The organism is Mesorhizobium sp. M6A.T.Ce.TU.016.01.1.1, assembly GCF_003997065.1.
Classification (GTDB): domain Bacteria; phylum Pseudomonadota; class Alphaproteobacteria; order Rhizobiales; family Rhizobiaceae; genus Mesorhizobium; species Mesorhizobium mediterraneum.
In genome coordinates this window covers 1-25,447 of sequence record NZ_RZTJ01000028.1, presented here as the reverse complement: position 1 = coordinate 25,447, position 25,447 = coordinate 1, and the positions used below count along the sequence as shown (strand labels likewise).

The following is a 25,447-nucleotide window of genomic DNA, read 5'->3' as shown; positions in this document are numbered from 1 at the left end:
GCACCCATGTTCATCCACACTCACAGCGGCGGGCTTTGCCCCGCAAGCTGCGGCTGACGGCTGCCGGGGGGAAACGAAATAATGCCCAACAAGATGCTGATAGACGCCTCCCACCCGGAGGAAACACGCGTTGTCGTCGTTCGCGGTAACCGTATTGAAGAATTCGACTTTGAATCCCAGGACAAGAAGCAGCTCAAAGGAAATATCTACCTCGCCCGCGTAACCCGCGTCGAACCCTCGCTTCAGGCAGCCTTTGTCGAATATGGCGGCAACCGTCACGGTTTCCTCGCCTTCAGTGAAATTCATCCCGACTACTACCAGATTCCGGTCGCCGACCGTCAGGCGCTGCTGCGCGCGGAAGCGCAGGAGGCTGAAGACGAGGACGATGAGGACGGCGAAGGCGACGACCGCCAGAGCCGCGATCGCGGCCGGCGCGGGCGCCGGCGCGGTGGCAAGAGCCGCGACCGAGGCGAGCACAAGCGTGATGCAGGTGCGGCCGATTCCGACGATTCTGTCGATTCCCCCGTTTCTGCCGATTCCAGCGAGAACGGCTCCAATGAGAGTGGCGAAGATGCGGGCGCGGAGAGCGTCGATGCCGTTTCCGAAAATGTGGATACGGCGCCCGAGACTTCGGAATATCGCGAGGTCGCCAGTCATGAGGCGAGTCGTGATGAGACGAGTCATGATGAGACTGGGCCTTCGGAAGGCGGACCCAATTCCATTGCCGCCAGCATCGAAGCGGATGTGATTTCCGAAGCCATGCCCCGGGCGGAGACGACCGGAGAAGCCACGTCCACCGACAATGATCGCGGCATGCTGGAAGAGGTGCATTCCTCGCATTCGGACGACCATGAGGTCGAATCGGTCGGCGCCGAGGATGCGCTGGAAGAAGCGCGCAATCGCCGCAAGCCGGTGCGCCGGCAGTACAAGATCCAGGAAGTGATCAAGCGCCGGCAGATCCTTCTGGTGCAGGTCGTGAAGGAAGAGCGCGGCAACAAGGGCGCGGCGCTCACCACCTATCTGTCGCTTGCCGGCCGCTATTCGGTGCTGATGCCGAACACGGCGCGCGGCGGCGGCATCTCGCGCAAGATCACCAATGCACAGGACCGCAAGCGACTAAAGGAGGTCGTCGCCGATCTCGAAGTGCCGCAGGGCATGGGCGTCATCCTGCGCACGGCCGGCGAAAGCCGCACCAAGGCCGAGATCAAGCGCGACTACGAATATCTGATGCGGCTTTGGGAAAACGTCCGCAATCTGACGCTGCAGTCCACGGCCCCTGCCCTGGTCTACGAGGAAGGCAGCCTGATCAAGCGCTCGGTGCGCGACCTCTACAACAAGGACATCGACGAGATCCAGGTCTCCGGCGAAGAGGGCTATCGCGAGGCCAAGGACTTCATGCGCATGCTGATGCCGAGCCACGCCAAAGTCGTGCAGCCGTTCCGCGACACGACGCCGATCTTCGTGCGCAATGGCATCGAAGCGCAGCTCGACCGCATGCTGCAGCCGCAGGTGACGCTGAAGAGCGGCGGCTACATCATCATCAACCAGACCGAAGCGCTGGTCGCCATTGACGTCAATTCGGGCCGCTCGACCAAGGAGCACTCGATCGAGGACACGGCGCTTCACACCAATCTGGAAGCGGCCGAGGAAGTCGCACGGCAGCTGAGGCTGCGCGATCTCGCCGGCCTGATCGTCATCGACTTCATCGACATGGAGGAGAACCGCAACAACCGCTCCGTCGAGAAGCGGCTGAAGGATCACCTCAAGAACGATCGCGCCCGCATCCAGGTCGGCCGCATCTCGCATTTCGGCCTGATGGAGATGTCGCGCCAGCGCATCCGTGCCAGCGTGCTGGAATCGACGATGAAGCCGTGTCCGCATTGCGGCGGCACCGGCCATGTCAGGTCCGATTCGTCTGTCGCGCTGATGGTGGTGCGGGCGATCGAGGAATTCCTGCTCAAGGATTCGCGCAGCCACATCACGGTGCGGACGCCGGCGGCGACCGCGCTCTATGTGCTCAACCACAAGCGCGGCACGCTTGTGGAGCTCGAAAGCCGCTTCGGCCTGACCATCACCGTCGAAGCCGACGACACGGTCGGCGCCCAGCACTATGCGATCTTCCGCGGCGCGCTGGCGGAAAAGCCTGAAGGCTTCGTCGAGGTGCGCACCTTGCCCGCCTATGTCGAGCCGGAAGAGCCCGCGGACGAAATCGTCATCGAGGAGGATGAGGACGAGGCTGTTGCACCGGCCGAGCAACCGCGCCAGGCCCAGCAGCCGCAGCAGCCAAGGCTCGCCGAGGATGGCGAAGGCCGCGACCGCAAGCGTCGCAAGCGCCGCAGACGGCGCGGCGGCAAGGATCGCGACCGCGAGCATGGCGCCCCCGTGGAAGGCGCGTCCCTCTCGGCCACCGCCGATGGCGTCTCCGAAGCCTCAAACGATGAAGGCGCCGAAGCAGACCAAGAGGCGCAGGTCGGCGTTACCGAGGCGGTGGACGCGTCGGATGACGGTCAGGGCAAGAAGCGCCGGCGTGGCAAGCGCGGCGGCAAGCGCAATCGCCGTGAAGACGGCGAAGGCGAGGTCGATGCAGGCACTGCCGAGGCGGCTGACAGTCCCGAAGGCGACGTCTTGGAGTCCGTCTCCAGCGAGCCGGTAGCAGCAACGCCGGTCGAAGAGCCTGCGGACCTTGCTCCGGCCAACGACGACACGCCGAGCGCCGAGAAGCCGAAGAAGCCGCGTCGCGCCGCCAAGCCGAAGAAGGCTGCAGCAGACGCCGTCGCCGAGACACCGGTTGCCGAGCCGGAAGCCTCCGCCGAAGCTCCCGCACCTGCTTCGGAGGAAACAGCCGTGGCCGCCATCGACGAAAAGCCGAAGGCCCGCCCATCGCGACGCAAGCCGGCACCGGTTGATGCTCCGGTTGAGCCGATCGTGTCCTCGACCGTTGCCGACGAGGCAAAGACCGAGGACAAGCCGAAGCGTGCCGGCTGGTGGCAGAAGAAAGGTTTTTTCTAAGCCTTTCAGTTGATTAGACTGATCTTCTGACAAAAAAATCCCGCGCCATCCAAAGACGGCGCGGGATTTTTCTTGCCTGAGATCCCAACGCTATGGCGCGAAGATCGACCAGTTCATCATTTTCGCCAGCCTTTCCAGCGCGATCGATCCCAGCCTGGAATTGCCGTTGGCGTTGAGGCCGGGCGACCAGACGGCGAGCGACGCCACACCAGGAACGACCCCCAATATGCCGCCGCCGACGCCGCTCTTGCCCGGGATGCCGACGCGAAAGGCGAAATCGCCGGAGCCATCGTAATGACCGCAAGTCAGCATCATCGCGCCAATGCGGCGCGCGCGCTCGGCCGACACCACGGAATGGCCGGTCGCCGGGTTCTTGCCGCCATTGGCGAGGAAGCGGCCGGCCAAAGCCAGTTGCCGGCAGCTCATGGCGATGGCGCAATGGTGGAAATAGACGCCCAGCGCCAGGTCCGGCGCGTGGTTGAGATTGCCGAAGGATTTCATGTAGTTGGCAAGCGCCAAATTGCGAAAACCGGTGGCGCGTTCCGAAGCCGCGACTTCGCGGTCGATGATGATGGTCTCGTCGTCGGCCAGGAACTGGATGAAGCGCAGGATCTCGCCGATCGCCTCGCGCGGCTGGTGGCCGGCGAGCAGAATGTCGGAAATGACGATGGCGCCGGCATTGATGAACGGATTGCGCGGAATGCCGTTCTCATGCTCGAGCTGGACGATCGAGTTGAACGGGTTGCCCGAAGGCTCGCGCCCGACACGCTGCCACAGCGCGTCGCCGACGTTGCCGAGCGCCAATGTCAGCGTGAACACCTTCGAAATGCTCTGGATTGAAAACGGCTCATCGGCGTCGCCCGCCATCAGCACGCGACCGTCATTGGTCACGGCGGCAATGCCGAACTTCTTCGGATCGACCTTGCCGAGTTGCGGAATGTAGGTCGCGACATCGCCGCGATCCGTGCGCTCCGCCATTTCGGCGGCAACTTCGGTCAAAGCTTGTTCAAGGTCCGGCATTCGCGCTACTTCAGCCAGCGTTCGATGCGCGCCATCGCCTCGACCATCTCGTCGTGGCTGCCGGCATAGGAAAAGCGCATGGTTCGATGGCCTTGCAGCGGATCGAAATCGCGGCCGGGCGTCGCCGCAACATGCGCCTCGGCCAGCATCCTGCGCGCGAAGGCCATGCTGTCGTTGGTGTGCCTGGTGACATCGCAGAAGGCGTAGAAGGCGCCATCCATCGGTGCCGCCAGCGCAAAGCCGAGTTCGGGCAGGCGTTTCATCAAAAGCTCGCGATTCCAGGCGTAGCGCGCCTTCACCGCTTCCAATTCCCCAGTCGCCTTGAATGCCTCGATCGCGGCGATCTGGGACAGTTCCGGCGGCGAGATGTAAAGGCTCTGGGCGATGCGCTCGACCGGCCGCACCAATTGTTCCGGCAGCACCATCCAGCCGATGCGCCAACCGGTCATGCAGTAATATTTCGAGAAGGAATTGATCACCGTCATGTCACGGCCGTAGGCAAGCGCCGTGGTGTCCGGCGCAGCATAAGCCAGCCGGTGATAGATCTCGTCGGAGATCACGGCAATGCCGAGCTCTTCCGCCGTCGTCACCAGAGCCGACAGCTCGTCGGCGGGGATAATCGCGCCGGTCGGATTGGCCGGGCTGGCGAACAACACGCCCTTCAGCTTCTTTTCGCGATGCGCGGCCTTCAGGTGTTCAGCGTGGAGATAGGCATCACCGTCGAGCTCGATCTCGACGATCTCGATGCCGAGCGCGGCCATGATGTTGCGATAGGCCGGATAGCCGGGTGCGGCGATGGCGACACGATCGCCTGGATCGAACATCGCCAGAAAGGCCAGGTTGAAGGCGGCCGACGATCCGGTGGTGACGGCGATCCGGCCGGGCGAGACGTCAAGCCCGTAGTGGTCCGCATAGTGCTGCGCGATTGCCTCGCGCAGGCCCGCAAGACCCAGTGCGTCGGTGTAGCCGATGCGCCCCATCTTCAATGCGTTCGTCGCCGCTTCCCTGACCCCGGCCGGCGCCGGATCGGACGGCTGGCCAACGGCCATGGAAACAACCGGAACGCCCTTAGCCTTCAGCCGATTCGCTTCCGCCAGAATGTCCATGGCGTGGAACGGCTCGACTTCGCCGCGACGCGAAAGCGATACAACCATTTGACCTCATTCCTTGTCGGCCCTTGGGTCGGCCCTGGGTCAGTCCTTGGGACGGCACTTGCCGGCTGCCGGTGCCGAGCTTTGGCGTCCCGCGCCGCACAAATGCCCGATTGATGTGAGGATCACAAGTTCAGTAAAGTTTCGGCGCCGACTTTTCATCCTCCGCCCGCTCGTCTACCAGTGGACCTGCCATGTTGAATCGACCCAAATCGACGATTGCCAGGGCAGCGCACGTCTTCGCGACGCTTTCGCTTGCCGCGACGGTCGCCGTGACCAGCACGGTCAGCGCCTTCGCGCAAAACGTGCCGGTCGTGCGCGATGCCGAGATCGAGGCGCTGGTGCGTGACTATGCGCGGCCGATCTTCAGGGCCGCGGGCCTGCCGGAAGACGGCGTCGACATCGTGCTGGTCAACGACCAGAGTTTCAACGCTTTCGTTGCCGGGTCTCGTCTGTTCATCAACACCGGGGCCCTGATGTCGGCGGAGACGCCCAACGAGATCATCGGCGTCATCGCCCATGAGGCCGGCCACATTGCCGGCGGGCACCAGCAAAAATTACGCAACCAACTCGAACGCGCCAAGACGATGGCAATCATCGCGACACTGCTTGGCGCCGGTGCCGTCGTCGCCGGCGCCACCACCAAAAGCCGGGGCCTCGCCGGCGCCGGCATGGGGGTTGCGGCTGGCGGCGGCGAGATGGCGCAGCGCAGTATCCTCGCCTATCAGCGCACCGAGGAGATGACCGCCGACCGCTCGGCGATAACCTATCTCAATGCCACCGGCCAGTCCGGCATGGGCATGCTGAAAACCTTCGACCGCTTCCAGAGCGCGCTCTCGCTGTCGGGGGCGCAGGTCGATCCCTACCGGATCAGCCATCCGCTGCCGCGGGAACGCATCGCCAATCTCGAAGTGCTGGTCAAGCAGAGCCCCTATGTCGACAAGGTCGATCCGCCGGCACTGCAGCAGCGGCACGACATGATGCGCATCAAGATCGCCGCCTACATGGAAGGCCAGGCTGCCGCATCGCGGCTGATGCGCAAAAACCCGGGCAGCCTCGCCTCGCAATATGGTGACGCGCAGACGGCCTATCTCTATGGCAATCTGGCCAAAGCGCTTGCCAAGACCAACGCACTGATCAAGGCACAGCCGAAAAACCCCTATTTCCAGGAATTGCGCGGCGACGTCCTGATGAAGGCGAACAAGCCGAGGGACGCAGCGGAAGCCTATGCCAAGGCGGTCAGCCTCGATCCGGCCAGATCCGGGCTGCTGCCGGTCTCCTACGGCCAGGCGCTGATGGCCGTCGGCACGCCCGATTCCCTGGAGAAAGCGGTGGTGCAGATCAACAAAGGCCTCGGGCGCGACCGGGAAAACGCGGTTGGGTATCGCTATCTGGCGCAGGCCTATGGCGAGCTCGGCAAAATCCCGGCCGCCGACCTTGCGACCGCCGAAGGCCATTTCTATTCCGGCGCCTATAAGGATGCCAAGATCTTCGCAATGCGCGCGCAGATGAAAATGAAGCGCGGCGAGCCGGGCTGGATCCGCGCGCAGGACATCATAAACTACGCACCATCAGGCAAGAAAAAGTGAACCTTCCGGCCATGCGCGGCGACATATAGTCGGACCAATTGGGCCGGAAACCAGGCAAGAGGATCGAGGACCATGAACAAGGCAATTCTGCTAGGCACCACGGGAGTGGCGGTCGCTCTCGCCATGCTGGGTTTCGGGTTCGTGACCGGAAGTCCGCAGGCGGCAAAGGCCGATGCCGCGCAGATCGCCCAGGCAGCGTCTGCCGACACCAAGATCGACAGGGCCGAAGTCGAGGGCATCATCCGCGATTACCTCTTGAAGAACCCGGAAGTGCTGCTGGAGGCGCAGCAAGCGCTCGAGGCCAAGCAGAAGGAGGCGCAGCAGGTTGCCAGCCTCAGCGTCATCAAAAATGCCAAGGACCAGATCTTCAATTCGACCTTCGACGGCGTCGTCGGCAATCCGAACGGCAAGGTCACCATCGTCGAGTTCTACGATTACAATTGCGGCTACTGCAAACGCGCCATGGAGGACATGCAGGCGCTGACGACAGCCGATCCGGACCTGCGCTTCGTGCTCAAGGAGTTTCCGATCCTCGGCCCGGATTCGCAGAAGGCGAGCGTCGTCTCGATGGCCTTCCACCTGATGATGCCGGAGAAATACGGCGAGTTCCACAACGCGCTGCTCGGCGGCCAGGGACGCGCCACCGAGGCGGCGGCCCTCAAGGTAGCGCTTTCGCTCGGCGCCGACGAAGCGGCGCTGCGCGAGAAGATGAAGGACCCGTCGATCGCCGAGGCCCTCTCCAAGACCTATGACCTTGCCAACAAGCTGGCTATCACCGGAACGCCCTCCTATGTGGTCGGCAACGAGGTGGTATTCGGGGCGCTCGGGCAGGAAGTGCTGGCGGAGAAGATCGAGGCGGCCAAGGCCGCACTCTGATCGACCGCTTGTTTTCGGCGCAAGCCGTTTTTTCCACCTGTTGTGGACAGCGAAAGAACCCACTTGCGCTCTTTTCGCAGGCGTCTAAGCCCAGTATAGAGGCCCGGTGCGCCGGCTGATGCGGGCGGCGGGAAAGGTCGGCATTTTGAAAACGGTTTTCGTCCTGAACGGTCCCAACCTCAACGCGCTCGGCAAGCGCGAGCCAGGCATCTATGGCGGCAAGACGCTTGCGGCGATCGCCGACGATTGCAAGCAGGCGGGTGCGGCACTCGGGCTCGAGATCGATTTCCGTCAGTCGAACCATGAGGGCGACCTCGTCGACTGGATACAGGAAGCCGCCGACAAGGCTGTCGGCATCGTCATCAATCCGGGCGCCTACAGCCACACCTCGATCGCCATTCACGACGCCATCCGCTCCGTCGCGCCATTGCCCGTCGCCGAAGTTCATCTTTCCAACATCCATGCGCGGGAATCATTTCGCCACGTCTCCATGGTCTCGCCGGTCGCCGTCGGCATGATCTGCGGGTTCGGGCCGCTCGGCTACACGCTGGCGCTGCAGGCGCTGGCCGCACGCCTATGACCGGCCAACAAACAGAAGGCTCGAAAATGTCGATAAAGAAGAACGGTGTTGACCAGCAGCTTATCCGCGATCTGGCGGGCATACTGAACGACACCAACCTCACCGAGATCGAGGTCGAGCTGGGCGACTTGAAGGTGCGCGTATCGCGACAGGCGCCAGCCGTCCATGCCGTCGCCGGACCGCAGCCCGCCTATGCGCCGCCGGCAGCGCAGCCGGCGGCAGCATCCGCCCCGGCAGCGGCCGAGATATCCAAGAACGCGGTGGCCTCGCCCATGGTCGGCACCGCCTATCTGGCGCCATCGCCCGACGCCAAGGCGTTCATCGAGGTCGGCCAGCAGGTCAAGGAAGGCCAGACGCTGCTGATCATCGAGGCGATGAAGACGATGAACCAGATCCCCTCACCCCGTGCCGGCACAGTGACGGCGATCCTGTTCGAGGACGCGCAGCCGGTCGAATATGGCATGCCGCTCGTCGTGATCGAGTAGAGCCGGGAACAGCCGAAAAATGTTCCAGAAAATCCTCATCGCCAATCGCGGCGAAATCGCTCTGAGGGTGCTGCGCGCCTGCAAGGAGCTAGGCATCCAGACAGTGGTGGTGCATTCGACCGCCGACGCCGATGCCATGCATGTGCGGCTCGCCGACGAGAGCGTCTGCATCGGTCCGCCGCCGTCGCGCGACAGCTATCTCAACATCCACCAGATCGTCGCGGCCTGCGAGATCACCGGCGCCGACGCTGTGCATCCGGGCTACGGCTTCCTGTCGGAGAATGCCAAATTCGCCGATATCCTCGCCGCGCACAACATCACCTTCATCGGCCCGTCCGGCGACCACATCCGCATCATGGGCGACAAGATCGAGGCCAAGCGCACCGCAAAGCGTCTTGGCATTCCGGTGGTGCCCGGCTCCGACGGTGCGGTCACCGAGGAAAAGGAAGCCAAACGCATCGCCGCCGAGATCGGCTATCCCGTGATCATCAAAGCGTCGGCCGGTGGCGGCGGACGCGGCATGAAGGTGGCGCGCAGCGAAGCCGATCTTGTGGTCGCGCTGCAGACGGCGCGCTCGGAAGCCGGAGCCGCCTTTGGCGACGACGCCGTCTACATCGAGAAATATCTCGAAAAGCCGCGCCATATCGAGGTGCAAGTGTTCGGCGACGGTGCTGGCCGCGGCGTGCATTTCGGCGAACGCGACTGTTCGCTGCAGCGGCGCCACCAGAAGGTCTGGGAAGAGGCGCCCTCGCCGGCGCTCAATGCCGAGGAGCGCGCGCATATCGGCGGCGTCTGTGCCAAGGCTATCGCCGATCTCGGCTACTCCGGCGCCGGCACCATCGAATTCCTCTACGAGAACGGCGAATTCTACTTCATCGAGATGAACACCCGCCTGCAGGTCGAGCATCCGGTGACGGAGGCGATCACCGGCATCGACCTCGTGCATGAGCAGATCCGCGTCGCCTCGGGCGGCGGGCTTTCGGTGCGCCAGGAAGATATCCGCTTTCAGGGCCACGCCATCGAATGCCGCATCAATGCCGAGGATCCGCGCACCTTCACCCCGTCACCCGGCACGATCACCCATTTCCACACGCCGGGCGGCCTCGGCATCCGCGTCGATTCCGGCGTCTATTCCGGCTACAAGATCCCGCCCTATTACGACAGCCTGATCGGCAAGCTGATCGTGCACGGCCGCAACCGTGTCGAATGCATGATGCGGCTGCGGCGGGCGCTCGACGAATTCGTCGTCGACGGCATCAAGACAACGCTGCCGCTGTTTCGTGATCTCGTCGGCAATGCCGATATCGCCAATGGCGAGTATGACATCCACTGGCTGGAAAAATATCTGGCCAAAGAGGATTAGGTCGTGAACTTATAGAATATAATGATGCGATGACCCGTCCCTACGCGCCAGGCTATCGCATACCGACCGACCTGTTGCTCAAGGCCTACGCCTCGGGCGTCTTCCCGATGGCCGAAAGCGCCACCGATCCCGAAGTGTTCTGGGTGCGGCCGGAGACGCGCGGCATCATCCCTCTCGATGGTTTTCACACGCCCAAAAGCCTGAGGAAAGCGATCCGGAAAAGGCAGTTCGACATCCGTTTCGATTTCGACTTCGAGGCGACCATCGATGGCTGCGCCGAGCGGCGCGAGGAGCGCCGGTCGACCTGGATCAATGCGCCGATCCGCGAAGCCTATGTCGAACTTCATCGAATGGGCCATTGCCATTCGGTCGAAGCCTGGCGCGAGGGTCGGCTGGTCGGCGGCCTTTACGGCGTCTCGCTCGGCCGGGTGTTCTTCGGCGAAAGCATGTTCGCCAGGGAAACGGACGCGTCGAAGGTCTGCCTGGTGCATCTGGTCGAGCGCCTGAAGCAACGGCACTTTGCGCTGCTCGACACGCAGTTCACCACCGAGCACCTCAAACGCTTCGGCGCGGTCGACGTGCCAAGGGGCAGATACGAAAAGATGCTGGCTGACGCGCTGAAGGGCGAAGCGGTCTTCTTTCCCTGACGACCCGTCTTTCCCTGACGACCCGTCCAATCAGTCTTTTGCCGCAACTTCGAGCGGCGTCTGTGCGTGGAACATCATCTTCCAGCCATTGACGCGATGGACATAGCCGGTGCTGACCAGCGCCGCATAAGGCTCGCCATTCTCGCGAGTGGCGTGGGCCTCATAGGTCAGCATGACAATGTCGCTACCCGGCTCGATGATACCCTTGAGGTCAATGTCGAGATCGCGCCAGCGGTTCGGGTCTGTCGCGGTTTCGGCCAGATCGGTGTTGCTCATCGTTTGCGCCATCTGTGGGAACGCCACCAGGCATTCGGTGTCGGCATTGGCTTTGAAATAGGCTGCGTCGCCGGTCCAGAACCCTTTTTCGAGCTCGAGGAGCTCGCCTTGGTTGGCCATCATCGGAACGTCCTCCGCACATGCCCTAACGCGCGGCTGGCAGGGCAGTTCCGAAAGGACGCAGCGCTCTAGTTGGTCTTGGCCGCGTCGGGTGCCGGCACATCCGACTTCTGCTTGCAGCCCTTCAGCCAGACGTCGTAGACGGCGTGCTCGACGGCATTGAGGCCGGGACTTTCGGCAAACATCCAGCCGGTGAAGATGCGGCGGATCTTGCGATCCAGCGTGATCTCGTCGACCTCGACGAAGGAATCGGTCTTCGGCTCTTCGGTTTGCGGCCGCGAATAGCAGATGCGCGGCGTCACCTGCAAAGCACCGAACTGCACCGTCTCGTCGATATAGACATCGAAGGTGATGATGCGGCCGGTGATCTTGTCGATGCCGGCGAATTCGGCGACGGGATTGGTGATGCGTTGTGGTGCCGCCGGTGCCGCCGGCGCCACTGTCGCATCCGGTTCCACTGGCGCATCCGGTTCCATTGACGCATCCGGGTCCACTGGCGCCTCAAATTCCGTCGGCGCCCCCGGGTCCACTGGCGCCTCAAATTCCGTCGGCGCCCCCGGGTCCGCTGGCACCTCCAACGTCTGCGCGACGGCCATGCTAAAAGCGGCAAAACCGGCGGCGGCCACCGTCAGTCCGCCTATCGAGATTCGGCTGAAAATGCTCATGCAAGGGGTCCGGTGGTTTGCGCCCGGGGTGATTCTGTCGCGCCCAAGGCTAGTCGCTGCTGTCAGATCAGCAAGCAGCTAAACGCCAATTGTGGCGATAAAGGACCGATCCGCCCTTGACGAGCGGTTACGAACCCGGCGTCCAGGCGTCGTAATCGCCTGTCACCTGCGGACGATGCTGATTGGTGAGCACGGAGCCCTTGGGGCGATAGGCGGCGGCACTTCCGGTAAGATTCGGCTCATGCGGCTTCTGCCAGTCGCGTGGCTTGTAGTTGTCGCTCGGCGGCGCGACATCGACGCGGTGATGCATCCAGCCATGCCAGCCGGGCGGAATCATCGAGGCTTCCGAATAGTCGCGATAGATGACCCAGCGGCGGGTGCGGCCTTCCGAATCGACGCCACCCTCGTAGTAGATGTTGCCAGCCTCGTCCTGCCCGACCTTCTTGCCGTGGCGCCAGGTGTGGAAGCGCGTTCCCAGCGTCTGGCTATTCCACCAGGTGAAAAACTGCAGAAGGAAAGTTTTCATCCAAATCCTCGCGGCGGGCGCCCGTTGCCTGCTTATGGCGTCAGGTCATCGCGAAGGCAAGACTTTTGCCTGAGGTGCCGTACAAATGGTTGTCAGAAGACCGACGTCCGTTATCGATGCGGACGCATACGGGACAGTCGATGTTTAAGGGCTTGCCATCAATGCTCGACTGAAGGCAGTGGTGACCATACTGGTCAGTTCCGTATGGATCTCGCGCCGTGTGCGGCCTCCGCCATCCATGCAAATCGGATCACCAACCTTTTCAGCTTCGGCGAGCTCAGGCGCACCAGGTTTGCATTCGGCAAACATGCTGTAGTGGCTCGCATCTCCGATTGTGGAATAAGTGGCATTTGGGATGGCTTTTGCAATTTTGGCGGCCTGCGCGGTCAGAGGGATTTTCCCTGGTTGACCTAGATTTATGAGCTCGACAGGAATTGAGATCTGCGAAAAGCCGTTGAATTCGAAGACATCGACGGGTGCAGGATCAATCGCCATTGCAAATCTGATACGCGTATCTTCATTGTTGCGGCCTGCCCATGTCAAATCCATGGCGTGAAGATCAACGCCGCTTTGCCTGACCCATCCACAAAGAGAAGGGTTGAGCGCGTCCGTATCGCAATAGCCCGCCAAACGTTTTGCATCGATGCGGGCACCAGCTATCGCCAAAGCTGTGCTTCCGCCCATGGAAAGCCCGAGAGTACCTACCTTGTCATGTTCGAGGTGCTCTTCGAAAAAAGAGACTTTGTTCATCGCATTCAATGTCTCGGTGATATCCGCAGGTCTCAGCCAAAGCTTCATCGTTTCCACCGCGGATCGGTTTGCGCCTGTATTTCCGGGATGGGTAGGGGCCGCCACAACGAACCCCTGCTTCGCCAATGGCATCGCAATCCAGCTCAAGGCATGCGCGTTTCCTGCCAGGCCAGCGCCATGGGATAGCAATATGAGAGGAAATTTTCCATCCGAGATTGGGGCATCGAGCATGGCAGGCGTTCCCACAAAAAACATGCTCTCCCCAAGCATAATCGGTTTGCCACCCGAAGATGCCGGGTACCAAACGGTCACGTCGAGATCGATCCCGCGCTCTCTGGAGAAAGCCCCAATCTGACGCACACCGACATTGTCGCTGGCGACGGCTGGCTGTTGCACCACCAATGTCGAAGACGCGACGGTCCAAAGCATAGCCAAGACATTCATCAAGCACTTCATTGTTTTCCTCTTGCGCTCGTCATCATCGTCACGCTGTCAATTCTCGTACCGGAGTTCGGATAGTTGCCGATAAGAATGAGCTTCAGCGTTCAGGCCCAAAGATTGACCGGAATCCAGGCTGGCTCGCCCTCGAACGCGATCTTGGACGTCCGAGATCGTGATCAAGGTCGTTTCGCGCGATGAATTCAGCCCCTAGGTGCAGGATTACGAGGCGACAGGTGCCCCGTTTTGCGTTTCGGGCGCCGCAGACGTTTCGCCACCGACCCGGCGATAGGCGCTGGGTGTCATGCCCGTGACGCGCAGGAACTCGCGGTTGAAGTTCGACTTCGTGCCAAAACCCGATTCCAGCATGACGACTGTCACCGGATCGCGTGTCGAGACCAACCGTCGCTGCGCATCGCTGACCCGGTATTCATTTACGACTTGGGAAACGTTGCGGCCATGAACCCGGTTAATCGCTCCAGAAATCTGTCGCGCAGGTATTCCGGCGCGCCGTGCCACACGGTCCAGCGTCAGGTCCGGATCGCGATAAAGATGCTGCTCAGCCATCAATGCATCAATCCGGCGTATAACGACCTCGTCCGCCACGGAAAGATCCTCGCTGACCGGCGAAGAGTAAGAGAGTGAAGGCTGTTGCTCGAAGGTGGCGAATGCGAGACCCTCCTCTGTAGCTTTGAATTCCATTTCAGGGCGAGTGTCGTCCGCGACCGTTGCGGCGTAACCGGCGACCGCCAGCCACAGAACGCTCGCAGCGGTCAGGAGCATTTGGGCCTGCCGCCCATCACCAAAAAGGAGATCAAGCGATACCGTTGCATCGACAAAGGCGGTGACAATGAGAAGCAGCGCGACCGCGACGAGCGCCTTGTGCGCGGTCCACTCGTCGCTGAGACGCACAGCCGCAAGCGCACTCGGGCCTTGCCGCGCAACTCGCAAGAGCGCGAGGCCGTATCCGAGTTCGATCACGAAAAGAACAATGTCGATTGGCGCACGCCAGAAGGCGACGAGAACCGCGACCAGACACGCCGGCATTAAATGCGGCCACAGGTCTGAGGGTTTCGCTAGGTTCTTGCGACGAAGCTGATCGAAGGCGGCGAAGGAAAGCGCGGGCAGGACAGCTGCGAGGATTGGCTGGATGAAGCGTGCCGGATACCAACCGACGTTCCAGTTCAATCCTGACACAGTCGCCTGAATTGCGAAGGCGGCCACGAGCAGCGGAAACAGCCCGAGCCTTCCTTGTCCCCGCCGGATCATCCGCACGAGGATAAGGAGCAGAACAAGCGAAATGACGAACGGGAGCGGTATCGAAGGCATGTATAACCATTACCACGTAAGAGGCTTCTTCATCGCGCCGAGGGTGATGGTGGACGCCCCTAAATTTTAGACGAAGGTTTGTCCTCGTGAACCCGCCGAAGAAGCCGAAGGTTCGCAACCAACCGGGCAATTCGTTGCGCATCTCATCGAGAACGACGCTTATAGCGATTTCGCGCCTGCCGGACGCATGCTTGCCAAGTTTGTTTCGTCTCCCTAAAGCTCTGCGCGCCCCGTGCGGGTACATGGTTGACCGGTCTTGAGGGAGATGAAGCTTGGCTCCGTACGCATCCGACCCCGAGCCGCGGATCAGCGCCAGCTCCATTCGCCTGCGCAAGGGCGGCGTGCCGATCGTCTGCCTCACCGCCTATACCTACCCCGTCGCGCGCTTGCTCGACGATCATGTCGACCTGCTTCTGGTCGGCGACAGCGTCGCCATGGTTCTCCATGGCCACAAGACCACGCTGGGCGCCTCGCTGGAGATGATGATCGCCCATGGACAAGCGGTGATGCGGGGCTCAGCCAGGGCCTGCGTGGTGGTCGACATGCCGGCCGGAAGCTACGAGGCAACGCCGCGCCAAGCCGTTGCCTCGGCGCAGCGGATCGTCGACGAAACTGGTTGCCAGGCGGTCAAGCTGGAGGGCGGCGTCACAGTTGCCCGGCAGATTGCGGCGATCGTCGCTGCCGGCATTCCGGTCATGGGACATATCGGCTTGCAGCCGCAATCGGTGGAAAGCGACGGCGGCTACAGGATCAAGGGCCGGACCGAGGAGAATGTGGCCGCCCTTTATCGCGATGCGGACGCGGTCGAGAAGGCCGGCGCGTTTTCTGTGGTCATCGAAGGCACCGTCGAGACCGTCGCCGCCGACCTCACCCGGCACATTTCCATTCCAACCATCGGCATCGGCGCCAGCGGCGACTGCGACGGCCAAATCCTGGTCGTCGACGACATGGTCGGCCTGACCGTCGATCGCGTGCCGAAATTCGTCAAGCAATATGCCGACCTGCGCAGCGCCATATCGCAGGCGGCAGCCAGCTATGCAGCGGAGGTGCGAAGCCGGACTTTTCCCGGCCCGGGCCATGTCTTTTCCGCCGCAGCCGAAAAGGACAAGGCATGAGCCGGCCGCTCGTCGTCGACAGCGTCGCCGCCCTACGCGCGCAAATCCGCGACTGGCGCCGCGATGGCCTCAGCGTCGCCATGGTGCCGACCATGGGTGCCTTGCATGACGGCCATATCTCGCTGGTGGAGATCGCGCTCGAAAAGGCCGAGCGCTGCGTTGTCTCGATCTTCGTCAACCCGACGCAGTTCGCGCCGAGCGAAGACCTCGACAAATATCCGCGCCAACTCGCCCGCGATCTCGACCGGCTGGCCGAGGCCGGCGCACAACTCGTCTTCACCCCCGATGTTGCGGAGATGTATCCGGCCGGCTTCGCCACAAAGATCTCGGTCGGCGGACCGGCCGCCGGGCTGGAATCGGATTTCCGGCCAACCTTCTTCGACGGCGTCGCCACGGTCGTGGCTAAGCTCTTCCTGCAGGCGTTGCCCGATTGTGCGGTCTTTGGCGAAAAGGACTACCAGCAGCTTTGCGTCGTCAGGCAGCTCTGCCGTGACCTCGATCTGCCGGTGGATATCATCGGCGCGCCAACGGTACGCGACGCGCATGGCCTCGCCATGTCGTCACGCAACGCCTATCTGAGCGAAGCCGAGCTCGAGGTGGCGCGCCAACTCAACGTCATTTTGCGCCGGGCAGCAGTGGCACTTGCGGCCGGCAGTGACGAAGGCAGCGCGACCGCCGAGGCCAGCCGCGCGCTCGTCAAGGCTGGCTTCGACAAAGTCGACTATGTCGCGGCGCGCGAGAGCATGACGCTCGCCCCGTGGCGACGAGACCGTGCCGGACGCCTGCTCGCGGCCGCCTGGTTGGGCAAGACCAGGCTGATCGATAATATGGAAACTCCCTCCGCCTAGGCCAATCAGGCGACCTTGAGATCCTTCAACGCCTTCTCGTAGACATCTTTGATCGGCTTGGATACGTCTTCGGCGGCTTTCGTCGCCGCCGCCTGAAACTCCTTGCCCTGCTCGACGGTCTTTTCCACCTGCTTGCGCAAGAAGGCAGTCTGCAGTTCGATGAACTCGGAGGGCGATTTCACGGCAACCAGGGCTTCGAGGTGAGAAAAGCTGGCCTCAGCATTTGCGCGCAGCGCGGCGATCGTCTTCAGCGATAGCTCATTGCTAGCGGTCTTGGCTGTTTCGATGGATGACTCGAGAGCCTTCTGGGTCGCCTCGGCGCCGGTCGCCAATTTCGATAAGGCTTCTTTCGACTGCTCGACGCCCTTTTCGGCGACAGCGCGGAACTGATCGGTTACCTCGGTCGGGACTTCTGCGTTCTCGATGATTTCAGCAGTTTTGTCGGCGGTCTTGGTCATAGTTTCCATCCTTTGCAGTGGGCGGCCTTTTAGAAAAAGCCGTCTCGTTCATTTAGGAACCTGACGTTACGGCATCTGCAGTGCATTGCAATATTTTTGTGCATCGCACCATGCCTTTTTTGCCTCAGCGTTAGCCACTGCTGAATTCTTACCGGGCGTGTTTTGCGGACGACAGCTGAGAAAGTATTCAGGCAAGAATTGCAAAACAGTGGCCCGCTTCAAGCGCGCCTGTCCGACACACGGTTCGGCCCGGCGATGTGGGGGACTTGAGCCGTAACAGATGCCACGGCGGAAGATCGGGTGTGACACCGTTGCCACGCTTTTCTGGGACAAAGATGCATGGCTGATTCCCAAAATCCGCAGCATCAGGCCGGCTCCGTTACAATTCGGCCAAAATCATGGTGCGGTCCTGCGCGCTCCAGGAGCGCTGCATCATGCTCGGCTGGAAAGAGAACGATTTCTGGCGCGGATCCTCAATCTTGATACCAGCATTTGTCGAGCGGCTGCTCCCCTATCTGTTCGCGCTTGCATTGATCTGCATCGCGGTCGCCTTCCGGCCGCTGCTGCCTGTCGATGAAACGCGATATCTCAGCGTCACCTGGGAGATGTATCTGAGCGGAAAGATCTTCGTTCCGACGATGAATTTCGCGCCCTATCTGCAAAAGCCGCCGCTGCTGTTCTGGCTTATCGATCTGGTCTGGGACATTTTTGGCGTAAGCCGGGTTGCCGCGATGCTCGTTATCTTCGTTGCCTCGTCGCTCGTCATCTGGCTGACGACTCGTCTGGCAAAAACCCTCTTTCCCGGACGCGACGACATCGCAGGCCGTGTCCCCTGGCTGGTCGCGGGAAGCATCGTCTTCGTCATTTATTCGACCCTGATCCTGTTCGACATGCTGCTGACGGTCTTCGTGCTTGCCGCGCTTTTGTCGTTGCTTGCCTTTGCCAGGAGCGGCAACCGCTGGCACGCCGTGCTGGCGGGATTATTCATCGGGCTGGGTGTCTTGACGAAAGGTCCGGTGGTGCTCATCCATGTCGGCGCCCCCATCCTGCTCCATCCATTCTGGCGCGATCGGCAGGCCGGACTGGCGACGCCGAAATTCTTCGCTGGGGTAGGCCTGGCAATTCTCGCCGCATTGATCCCGGTGGCGATGTGGCTAGTGCCGGCGACCATCCTGACCAAAGGCAACTTCGTCTACGACCTTGTCTGGAACCAGTCGGCAGGGCGTGTCACCGGCAATCTGCACAACTCCCATCACCGGCCGTTCTATTTCTACGTCGTGCTGATGCCGATCATGCTCATACCGTGGATCTTCATACCCGAAATATGGCGGCTGAGGCTGGGCGCCCGGATACGTGGCCTAATCGACACGAGATCGCCAGACCTGCGCGCGCTGCGCCTGCTGTCGTTCTCGTTCGTCGCGGTTTTACTGGTCTTCAGCGCGATATCCGGCAAGCAGCCTCACTATGTGGTGCCGATCCTGCCATTTGCGACCATCCTGTTCGGGTATTTCATGGCGGAGATCCCACTAGCGAGGCTCAGAAACTCGGCCTTCATCCTGCTTGCCATTTTCGGCATCGGCCATGCCGTAGCATCAGCGACCGTTTTCAAACGTGACGATCTCATGCCGCTGGCCAACTTTATCGACGAGCGAAAGAATGCGGATTGGGCTGTCGCCTTCGACTACCAGGACGAGGTCGGCTTCCTTGCCCGATTGCAGAAGCCGTTCGAAAGCACCGACAATCCCGAGGAATGGCTTCGTTCCCATCCTGGCGGCTATGTCATCGACAAATCCAAGGACCCTGGGACATCGGAGCAAATCGCTTTCCGCGTTCGCGTCGAACGAGGCTATCTTGTCGTCCTCAAGGGCCAACACTGACGGCGTGGCTGCCCGCAATCGACCGGCGCTGCCCATGAAACGCAACCGACTGCGACGTGTCCGGCAGACAAGTCTAGCCGATCGTCTTCTCGAAAATCAGCGCCGGCAGCCCTGAGCCACCGCCGCAGTCGGTGGTGTTGCCGGCGGGCAAAAACCCTTGCGAGCGGTAGAAGGCGACGGCCGGAGCGTTTGCCTCTTCCACTTCGGCACGCAGCGTCCGCGCCTCCGGAAAGCTGGCCTCGACCTCCTCCAGCAGCGCCTGGCCGATCCCTTGCCGCTGGCAGGCCGGATGCACGTAGAGCTGGTTCAGCATGACGATCTTCGCATCCTTGGTGGTTGCCGCGAAAGCCATGCCGCCGATGCGCTTGCCGTCGTCCGCGACCAGGAATTCGGAGTTCGGCCGTGTCAGCCGCGCCTTGAGCGAGGCGATCGAATGCCATTCGTCTGTGATCTCGGTGACTTTGGCAGCACCATAGATGTTGTCGTAGGTGGCGTGCCACGTTTCGACCAGCAACGCGCGGACCGCGGCAAGATCGCGCTCGCCGGCGGTGCGAACGAACATCATCCTATTCGATCCCGAGCTTGGCCTTGACGAGGTCGTTGACCGCTTGGGGGTTGGCCTTGCCGCCTGTCGCCTTCATCACCTGGCCGACGAACCAGCCGGCCATGGTCGGCTTGGCGCGCGCCTGCTCGACCTTGTCGGGATTGGCTGATATCACCTCGTCGACCGCCTTTTCGATGGCGCCGGTGTCGGTGACCTGCTTCATGCCGCGGCTTTCGACCAGTTGGCGCGGATCGCCGCCCTCGCTCCAGACGACCTCGAACAGATCCTTGGCGATCTTGCCGGAGATAGTGCCCTCTTTGATCAGGTCGATGACCGCGCCGAGCTGATCAGGCGAAACCGGAGCATTTTCAATACCCTTGCCGGCCTTGTTCAACGCACCCAGCAAATCGTTGATGACCCAGTTGGCGGCAAGCTTGCCATCGCGACCAGCGGCCACCTTCTCGAAATAGTCGGCAACCGCCTTTTCCGATACCAGGATCGAGGCGTCGTAGGTCGACAGGCCGAGCGAGGAGATCAGCCGTGCCTTCTTGGCGTCGGGCAGTTCAGGCAGATCCTTTGCCAGCGCATCGACATAGGCTTGGTCGAATTCCAGCGGCAGAAGGTCGGGATCCGGGAAATAGCGGTAGTCATGCGCTTCTTCCTTGGAACGCATCGAGCGCGTCTCGCCCTTGTTGGGGTCGAATAGCCGCGTTTCCTGGTCGATCTTGCCGCCGTCCTCCAGAATGGCGATCTGGCGGCGCGCCTCGTAGTCGATGGCCTGGCCGATGAAGCGGATCGAGTTGACGTTCTTGATCTCGCAGCGCGTGCCGAATTCGCCGCCGGGCCGGCGCACCGAGACGTTGACGTCGGCGCGCAGCGAGCCTTCGTCCATATTGCCGTCGCAAGTGCCGAGATAGCGCACGATGGTGCGCAGCTTGGTGACATAGGCCTTGGCCTCGTCGGCGGAGCGCATATCGGGCTTGGAGACGATCTCCATCAGCGCCACGCCGGAGCGGTTGAGATCAACGTAAGACATCGTCGCATGCTGGTCGTGCATCGACTTGCCGGCGTCCTGCTCCAGGTGCAGGCGCTCTATGCCGACCTCGATGTCCTCGAACTCGCCCTGCCGGTCCGGACCGACGGAGACGATCACCTTGCCCTCGCCAACGATCGGCTGTTTGAACTGCGAGATCTGGTAGCCCTGCGGCAGGTCGGGATAAAAATAGTTTTTCCGGTCGAAGACCGATTTGTGGTTGATCTCGGCCTTCAGCCCGAGGCCGGTGCGGATCGCCTGCTTGACGCATTCCTCGTTGATAACCGGCAGCATGCCCGGCATCGCCGCATCGACGAGGCTGACATTGGCGTTCGGCGGCGCGCCGAAAGCCGTCGAGGCGCCGGAGAACAGCTTTGCCTGCGAAGTCACCTGCGCGTGGACCTCGAGGCCGATGATGATTTCCCAGTCGCCGGTGGCGCCTGATATCAAGCGTTTGGCTTCTGGCGTGCGGGTGTCGATGAGGGTCATAGTGGCCTGCGAACTTTCGGTGGCGGATTCACATCTGAACGTGAATTCCGCCACGCCGGACGTGAAAGTCATTCGCTAGTGCAAACCACGAAAAGAGACAAGCGCAAAGCCGAAGCTGGCGCTTTCGCACCGAGTCTCGCCGCCGCCGTCGCTCTCGCCGCATTCAGGCCGTCGCGATGTAGGCCCTGATCTCGGCTGCCTCGCGCTCGACATCCTCGATGCGCCGCTTGACCACGTCGCCTATGGACACGATGCCGTCGAGCAGGCCGTCCTTTTCCACCGGCAGATGGCGGAAACGGCCACTGGTCATGATCTCCATGACCTCGTTGACGGTGTGGTTCTCATTGCAAATCTTCACCTTGGGCGTCATCGCCGAACGCACCGCGATGTCCAGTGCGGCGGCTCCTTCCCTGGCGAGGACCCGCACGACGTCGCGCTCGGAAAGAATGCCGACGATCTTGTGATCGCCATTGGTGATGACCAGCGCACCGATCCTGTGCTCGGCCAGGATGCGAATGGCCTCGCTCAGCTTTTCGTTCGGCCCGAGCGTCAACACGTCATGGCCTTTCTGCTCGAGAATTGCCTTAACAGTCATGGCGTCCTCCTCTGTTTTACTTGCCGGTTCCTGCCCTGACCGGCTTTCCTCCTGCGCATGAGCCCGAAAATCGGCCTCGATTTTCGGAAAAGATCATGCGCCAAATCAAAGTTTCTACAGCGTCCTTTGCGCGTCCAAGAGGACGCGCGGCGCTGTAGTAAACATCGTGCGCCGCGATCGATTGCATTTCAAGTGCGGCGAGGCTCAGGCCATGGACTCATCCGCCTGCTGCCGCCGATCGAAAACGCGCAGGCCGAAGAAGCCGGCGACAAAACCGCCAATATGGGCCTCCCAGGCGATCTGGCTGTCGATGCCGGGCGCGAAGGCAACGAGGCCGGTGATGAGATTGATCACCATCCAGATGGCGAGAAAAGTCATAACGCCGCGCGAGCGGAACACCGCCGCCATGGGCATTGGCGCGCCGGCGAAGGCGGCTTTGCCGGACGAGCGGTCGGTGCGGAAGCCAAAGCGGGCGGCGGCCCCCATCATGCCGGAAATCGCTCCCGATGCGCCGACCAGCGGCGCCTGGCCGAGCGGATGCATGGCCCAGAACAGCACCACCGCCGCCAGCCCCGTCGCCGCGAAGAACAGACTGAAACGAAGCGCGCCGAATCGATTCGCCAGTGGCGAGCCGAAAGCCGCCAGCCACACCATGTTGATGGCTAGATGAGCGAAGCCGCCATGCAGGAAGGCATAGGTGAAGGGGCTCGAAAACGCGTAGAAATCGAGGTCGAAGCGACCGGAATAGCGGATCGGGATGAAGGCAGTCCGGATCAGCAGCGAGAAATCCTGGTCGTCGGTGAGCCAATAGAACCGGATCAGGTGAACGGCGACGCAGATGCCGATCACCGCCAGCACAACGGGTGGCATGTTGAATACCGGCTCGCGGCCGATAGGTCTGCCCTCGCCCTGTTCGATTTCCGATGGGCTTGCTGGTTCGCTCATATGCCTTGCACTCAGTCGCTCGCCTTCGCGAGCATGTAGATCACGGTCACCCGATTCACAAAGGGCGAATCGCCGCGAATCGCTTGGGCGCGAATCAAAAAGAAGCCGTCCAAGGTTGCCCTTGAACGGCTGGTCGAGCCCCCACGCTCCCCAAAACTCTTGACTGAAGTGCTGCCGATCGCTGCGAAACGACCGCTTCTGGAGTGGTTTTAGCGTGCCACGGGCTTGGGTGGGGCGCAACGTAAACCACTTGTTAACCTTAACGACCCCGACCCGTGAACAAGTGTTAACGATGCTGGCACGCATCCTGCTCCGCAACGCATGTAGGTCCTCGGAGGGCGCCCTTCTGTTCACCGATGGGACATCAGACGACAGATTGCGCGGAGCAGCATAGCATGAACCAGAACGGATCGATCACGCTGTTCCATTATTGGAACCGGTTGCGTGACGGGCGCCCTGCCCCGAAGCGTTCGGAAGTCGAGCCAGCCGACATCAAGTCGCTGCTGGCCGACACATTCATCCTGGAAAAGGATACACGCGGCGAGGCGGTGTTCCGGCTCGCCGGCACAAGACTTTGCGCGGTCTATGGCCGTGAGCTCAAGGGGTTTTCCTTCCCGTCGCTGTGGCGGGAGAAGGACCAGCGGCTTGTCTCAAAACTGATCCATGGGGTCTTCGACCAGAAATCCGTGGTGCTCATCACTTATGAAGGTTTCAGCCGCGGCGACCGTTCCAACAAGTTCGAGCTGCTCGCTCTGCCGCTCGACGGCGGCGTCGAAAACCCGCGCTGCCTCGGCGTGATAAGCGCCGCTGAAAAACCCTTCTGGCTGGGCGCGGATCCGATCACCGACGCCTTGATCGATTCGATCCGCATCGTCGATCCGGAGAAGGAACCGATATTCCCCAAGAACCGGCCGGCCATCGACGTCCCCTCGCTTGTCCCGTTGGATCTCGATCCGCCCCAGACGATTTCGGCGCTCGGCCAGGCGCGCCGCATCCGCCATCTGGTCGTGTTCGACGGCGGGCGCGAGGAATAATCGCGAACGCTAAAGTAACGGTGCCAGGCTTTCCCCTTTGTTAACCTGCTTTGCTGTAGTTTTCCGCTGAAGTTCCTCGCATCAACGCGCGGAATGCCAGACGGGGTGTAGGCAGTCATGAGGTCAGCGGCGGTCGACACCGCGCCGTCCCAAGCTGAAAGGCGTAACTTTCAGCGCGTCCGCGTGAAGATCTATGGGCGCTTCATGCTGGAGGATCGCACCGAACATCCGTGCCAGGTGGTCGACATGTCGCCGGGCAATGTTGCGCTTCGCACCGAGCGCATCGGCATGCCGGGCGAGAAGGTCATCGCCTATATCGATCACATCGGCCGCATCGAAGGCGTCGTCACTCGTATCTTGCAGGATGGTTTCGCGATGACGGTCATCGCGTCGGAACGCAAGAAGGACAAGCTTGCCGCGCAATTGACCTGGCTTGCCAACAAGCATGAGCTCGATCTGCCGGAAGACCGCCGTCACGAACGCGTGGCGCCGCGCAATCCGACCAGCGTGCTTCAGCTCGCCGACGGGCGCCAGTACCAGTGCCGCATCATCGACCTGTCGCTTTCGGGCGCCGCGGTCGAGATCAACGTCAAGCCGGCAATCGGCATCCAGGTCATGCTGGGCACCATGCGCGGCCAGGTGGTGCGCCATTTCGAGGACGGCGTCGCCATCGAGTTCGCCGTCATCCAGCGGCCCGAAACGCTCGATTCCGAATTCAACGCATCCGGCACCTGACAAACAACAACACATTATCGCAAACGAACCGGCCCATTTCGGCCGGTTTTTTCGTTGTCCCGCACCGACCGACGCGGCTTGCCAACCGATGCCGCGCCAAGGCGCCACGCCGTGCCGATGCGGCTCCGCGAAAATGCCTCAACAATTTTATACTTAAACGATTCAAATTTTATGTTTATTCTACAGGCGTTTTACTTAATATCTACTTCGAGCCTTTGCGTCGAATAAATCCAATCGTGTCATTGTCTCCTCAAACGGGGAGACTGGACGATGAAGAAGACGAGGGGCAAGCTGTTGCTCTTGGCAATGGCGATGCAGCTTACCGCCTGGGGAACGGCGTACGCAGCGGGACCTGCCTTCATGCACACTGGCAGCCGCACCACACAGCCGGTCGGCCATTACGAGTTCTGCCAGAAGATTCCGCAGGAATGCAATGAGCGCACGCCGAAGCAGGCGCCGGTCGAGCTGACCCGCAAGCTGTGGGCGAAAATCGTGAGCATCAACAATTCGGTCAACAGCAAGATCGCGCCGCGCACCGACATGGAACTTTGGGGCAAGGAAGAAGTCTGGTCCTATCCCACCAGCGGCTTCGGCGACTGCGAGGACTATGCGCTGGCGAAGCGCCGCGCGTTGATGAACATCGGCATTCCGGCCGGCGACCTGCTGATGACGGTTGCGCGCCAGCCGAATGGAGACGGCCATGCGGTGCTGACCGTGCGCACCAGCCTCGGAGAGTTCATCCTCGACAATCTGGAGTCCAGGGTGCTGTCCTGGACCAACACCGACTACACCTACCTGAAGCGCCAATCGAGCCAGAATTCGGGTGCTTGGGTAACGATCAACGACGGCCGCTCCGACGCGGTCGCCAGCGTCCGCTAAGGACGCCAATGCATGTCGCCCAAAGTGCGCAGCGGTTTTGGGATAACGACATGCATAAAACAGAGGTTAAG

At 61.6% G+C, this 25,447-nt stretch carries 24 protein-coding genes and 1 pseudogene; 13 read left to right on the top strand and 12 right to left on the bottom strand.

Annotated elements, in window-relative coordinates; translation table 11 throughout:
* Window positions 1-81 precede the first annotated feature (81 nt).
* Entirely contained in the window at window positions 82-3,009 is a 2,928-nt protein-coding gene (locus tag EOC94_RS29970) for a ribonuclease E/G (protein WP_127295113.1), read from the top strand.
* Window positions 3,010-3,099: 90 nt separating this feature from the next.
* On the opposite strand, the gene EOC94_RS29965 is transcribed toward EOC94_RS29970, so the two are convergent.
* Entirely contained in the window at window positions 3,100-4,029 is a 930-nt protein-coding gene (locus EOC94_RS29965; RefSeq protein ID WP_164759084.1) for a glutaminase, read from the bottom strand.
* Between the two features lie 5 nt (window positions 4,030-4,034).
* Window positions 4,035-5,183, bottom strand: a complete 1,149-nt coding sequence (locus EOC94_RS29960) for an aminotransferase class I/II-fold pyridoxal phosphate-dependent enzyme (RefSeq protein WP_127295111.1) — start codon at window positions 5,181-5,183, stop codon at window positions 4,035-4,037.
* 191 nt (window positions 5,184-5,374) lie between these two features.
* Here EOC94_RS29960 and EOC94_RS29955 point away from each other — a divergent pair, with 191 nt between their 5' ends.
* From EOC94_RS29955 to aat, 6 genes are all read left to right on the top strand, one after another.
* A complete protein-coding gene (locus tag EOC94_RS29955; RefSeq protein WP_127295109.1) occupies window positions 5,375-6,769 on the top strand; it encodes a M48 family metalloprotease in 1,395 nt (464 codons plus the stop codon).
* A 72-nt stretch (window positions 6,770-6,841) separates the two neighbouring features.
* Window positions 6,842-7,645, top strand: coding sequence for a DsbA family protein (locus EOC94_RS29950; RefSeq protein ID WP_095489487.1), 804 nt, complete (start codon window positions 6,842-6,844; stop codon window positions 7,643-7,645).
* Between the two features lie 145 nt (window positions 7,646-7,790).
* Window positions 7,791-8,225 carry a type II 3-dehydroquinate dehydratase gene (aroQ, locus tag EOC94_RS29945; protein WP_126106746.1) on the top strand — a complete coding sequence of 145 codons (435 nt, stop codon included), beginning with the start codon at window positions 7,791-7,793 and terminating at the stop codon, window positions 8,223-8,225.
* Between the two features lie 26 nt (window positions 8,226-8,251).
* Complete coding sequence (gene accB, locus EOC94_RS29940; protein WP_127295107.1) at window positions 8,252-8,710, top strand: acetyl-CoA carboxylase biotin carboxyl carrier protein; 459 nt, start codon at window positions 8,252-8,254, stop codon at window positions 8,708-8,710.
* Window positions 8,711-8,729: 19 nt separating this feature from the next.
* The gene (accC, locus tag EOC94_RS29935) at window positions 8,730-10,073 is read left to right on the top strand and encodes an acetyl-CoA carboxylase biotin carboxylase subunit (protein WP_095489489.1); all 1,344 of its coding nucleotides are present in this window, start codon (window positions 8,730-8,732) and stop codon (window positions 10,071-10,073) included.
* 29 nt (window positions 10,074-10,102) lie between these two features.
* Window positions 10,103-10,720, top strand: coding sequence for a leucyl/phenylalanyl-tRNA--protein transferase (aat, locus tag EOC94_RS29930; protein WP_095489490.1), 618 nt, complete (start codon window positions 10,103-10,105; stop codon window positions 10,718-10,720).
* A gap of 30 nt (window positions 10,721-10,750) precedes the next feature.
* Here the strand turns inward: aat and EOC94_RS29925 are convergent, their stop codons facing one another.
* The 5 genes and pseudogenes from EOC94_RS29925 to EOC94_RS29905 form a co-directional block, all read right to left on the bottom strand.
* The gene (locus EOC94_RS29925) at window positions 10,751-11,119 is read right to left on the bottom strand and encodes a hypothetical protein (RefSeq protein ID WP_126106747.1); all 369 of its coding nucleotides are present in this window, start codon (window positions 11,117-11,119) and stop codon (window positions 10,751-10,753) included.
* 65 nt (window positions 11,120-11,184) lie between these two features.
* A pseudogene (locus EOC94_RS29920) lies at window positions 11,185-11,553 on the bottom strand (DUF2155 domain-containing protein); the annotation flags it as partial.
* 355 nt (window positions 11,554-11,908) lie between these two features.
* Window positions 11,909-12,307 carry an NADH:ubiquinone oxidoreductase subunit NDUFA12 gene (locus EOC94_RS29915; RefSeq protein WP_095489493.1) on the bottom strand — a complete coding sequence of 133 codons (399 nt, stop codon included), beginning with the start codon at window positions 12,305-12,307 and terminating at the stop codon, window positions 11,909-11,911.
* Between the two features lie 144 nt (window positions 12,308-12,451).
* Window positions 12,452-13,513 carry a dienelactone hydrolase gene (locus tag EOC94_RS29910; RefSeq protein WP_127295105.1) on the bottom strand — a complete coding sequence of 354 codons (1,062 nt, stop codon included), beginning with the start codon at window positions 13,511-13,513 and terminating at the stop codon, window positions 12,452-12,454.
* A gap of 204 nt (window positions 13,514-13,717) precedes the next feature.
* Window positions 13,718-14,692, bottom strand: a complete 975-nt coding sequence (locus tag EOC94_RS29905) for an AraC family transcriptional regulator (protein ID WP_245465685.1) — start codon at window positions 14,690-14,692, stop codon at window positions 13,718-13,720.
* Window positions 14,693-15,096: 404 nt separating this feature from the next.
* Between EOC94_RS29905 and panB the strand changes: the two genes are divergently transcribed.
* On the top strand, window positions 15,097-15,939 hold the full coding sequence (panB, locus tag EOC94_RS29900) for a 3-methyl-2-oxobutanoate hydroxymethyltransferase (RefSeq protein ID WP_127295101.1): 843 nt from the start codon (window positions 15,097-15,099) through the stop codon (window positions 15,937-15,939).
* Window positions 15,936-16,787: a pantoate--beta-alanine ligase gene (gene panC, locus EOC94_RS29895; RefSeq protein WP_127295099.1), complete on the top strand. Its 852-nt coding sequence runs from the start codon at window positions 15,936-15,938 to the stop codon at window positions 16,785-16,787. Before panB ends, panC begins: the two co-directional genes overlap by 4 nt.
* Window positions 16,788-16,792: 5 nt before the next feature.
* Here the strand turns inward: panC and EOC94_RS29890 are convergent, their stop codons facing one another.
* Entirely contained in the window at window positions 16,793-17,245 is a 453-nt protein-coding gene (locus tag EOC94_RS29890; protein ID WP_126106753.1) for a phasin, read from the bottom strand.
* Between the two features lie 479 nt (window positions 17,246-17,724).
* Between EOC94_RS29890 and EOC94_RS29885 the strand changes: the two genes are divergently transcribed.
* Entirely contained in the window at window positions 17,725-19,122 is a 1,398-nt protein-coding gene (locus EOC94_RS29885) for a glycosyltransferase family 39 protein (protein WP_164759085.1), read from the top strand.
* A gap of 73 nt (window positions 19,123-19,195) precedes the next feature.
* Here EOC94_RS29885 and EOC94_RS29880 read toward each other — a convergent pair whose 3' ends face one another.
* From EOC94_RS29880 to EOC94_RS29865, 4 genes are all read right to left on the bottom strand, one after another.
* Window positions 19,196-19,684, bottom strand: coding sequence for a GNAT family N-acetyltransferase (locus EOC94_RS29880; protein ID WP_126107510.1), 489 nt, complete (start codon window positions 19,682-19,684; stop codon window positions 19,196-19,198).
* Window positions 19,685-19,688: 4 nt separating this feature from the next.
* Entirely contained in the window at window positions 19,689-21,188 is a 1,500-nt protein-coding gene (gatB, locus tag EOC94_RS29875) for an Asp-tRNA(Asn)/Glu-tRNA(Gln) amidotransferase subunit GatB (protein ID WP_126106755.1), read from the bottom strand.
* Between the two features lie 163 nt (window positions 21,189-21,351).
* Window positions 21,352-21,783 (bottom strand): CBS domain-containing protein, encoded by a 432-nt coding sequence (locus EOC94_RS29870; protein ID WP_023798170.1) that lies wholly within the window; start codon window positions 21,781-21,783, stop codon window positions 21,352-21,354.
* Window positions 21,784-21,987: 204 nt separating this feature from the next.
* Window positions 21,988-22,728, bottom strand: a complete 741-nt coding sequence (locus EOC94_RS29865; RefSeq protein WP_095489500.1) for a rhomboid family intramembrane serine protease — start codon at window positions 22,726-22,728, stop codon at window positions 21,988-21,990.
* 395 nt (window positions 22,729-23,123) lie between these two features.
* Between EOC94_RS29865 and EOC94_RS29860 the strand changes: the two genes are divergently transcribed.
* From EOC94_RS29860 to EOC94_RS29850, 3 genes are all read left to right on the top strand, one after another.
* A complete protein-coding gene (locus tag EOC94_RS29860) occupies window positions 23,124-23,762 on the top strand; it encodes a PAS domain-containing protein (protein ID WP_095489501.1) in 639 nt (212 codons plus the stop codon).
* 117 nt (window positions 23,763-23,879) lie between these two features.
* Complete coding sequence (locus EOC94_RS29855; RefSeq protein WP_126106758.1) at window positions 23,880-24,497, top strand: PilZ domain-containing protein; 618 nt, start codon at window positions 23,880-23,882, stop codon at window positions 24,495-24,497.
* Window positions 24,498-24,803: 306 nt separating this feature from the next.
* Window positions 24,804-25,376 carry a transglutaminase-like cysteine peptidase gene (locus EOC94_RS29850; protein WP_245465684.1) on the top strand — a complete coding sequence of 191 codons (573 nt, stop codon included), beginning with the start codon at window positions 24,804-24,806 and terminating at the stop codon, window positions 25,374-25,376.
* Window positions 25,377-25,447 lie beyond the last annotated feature (71 nt).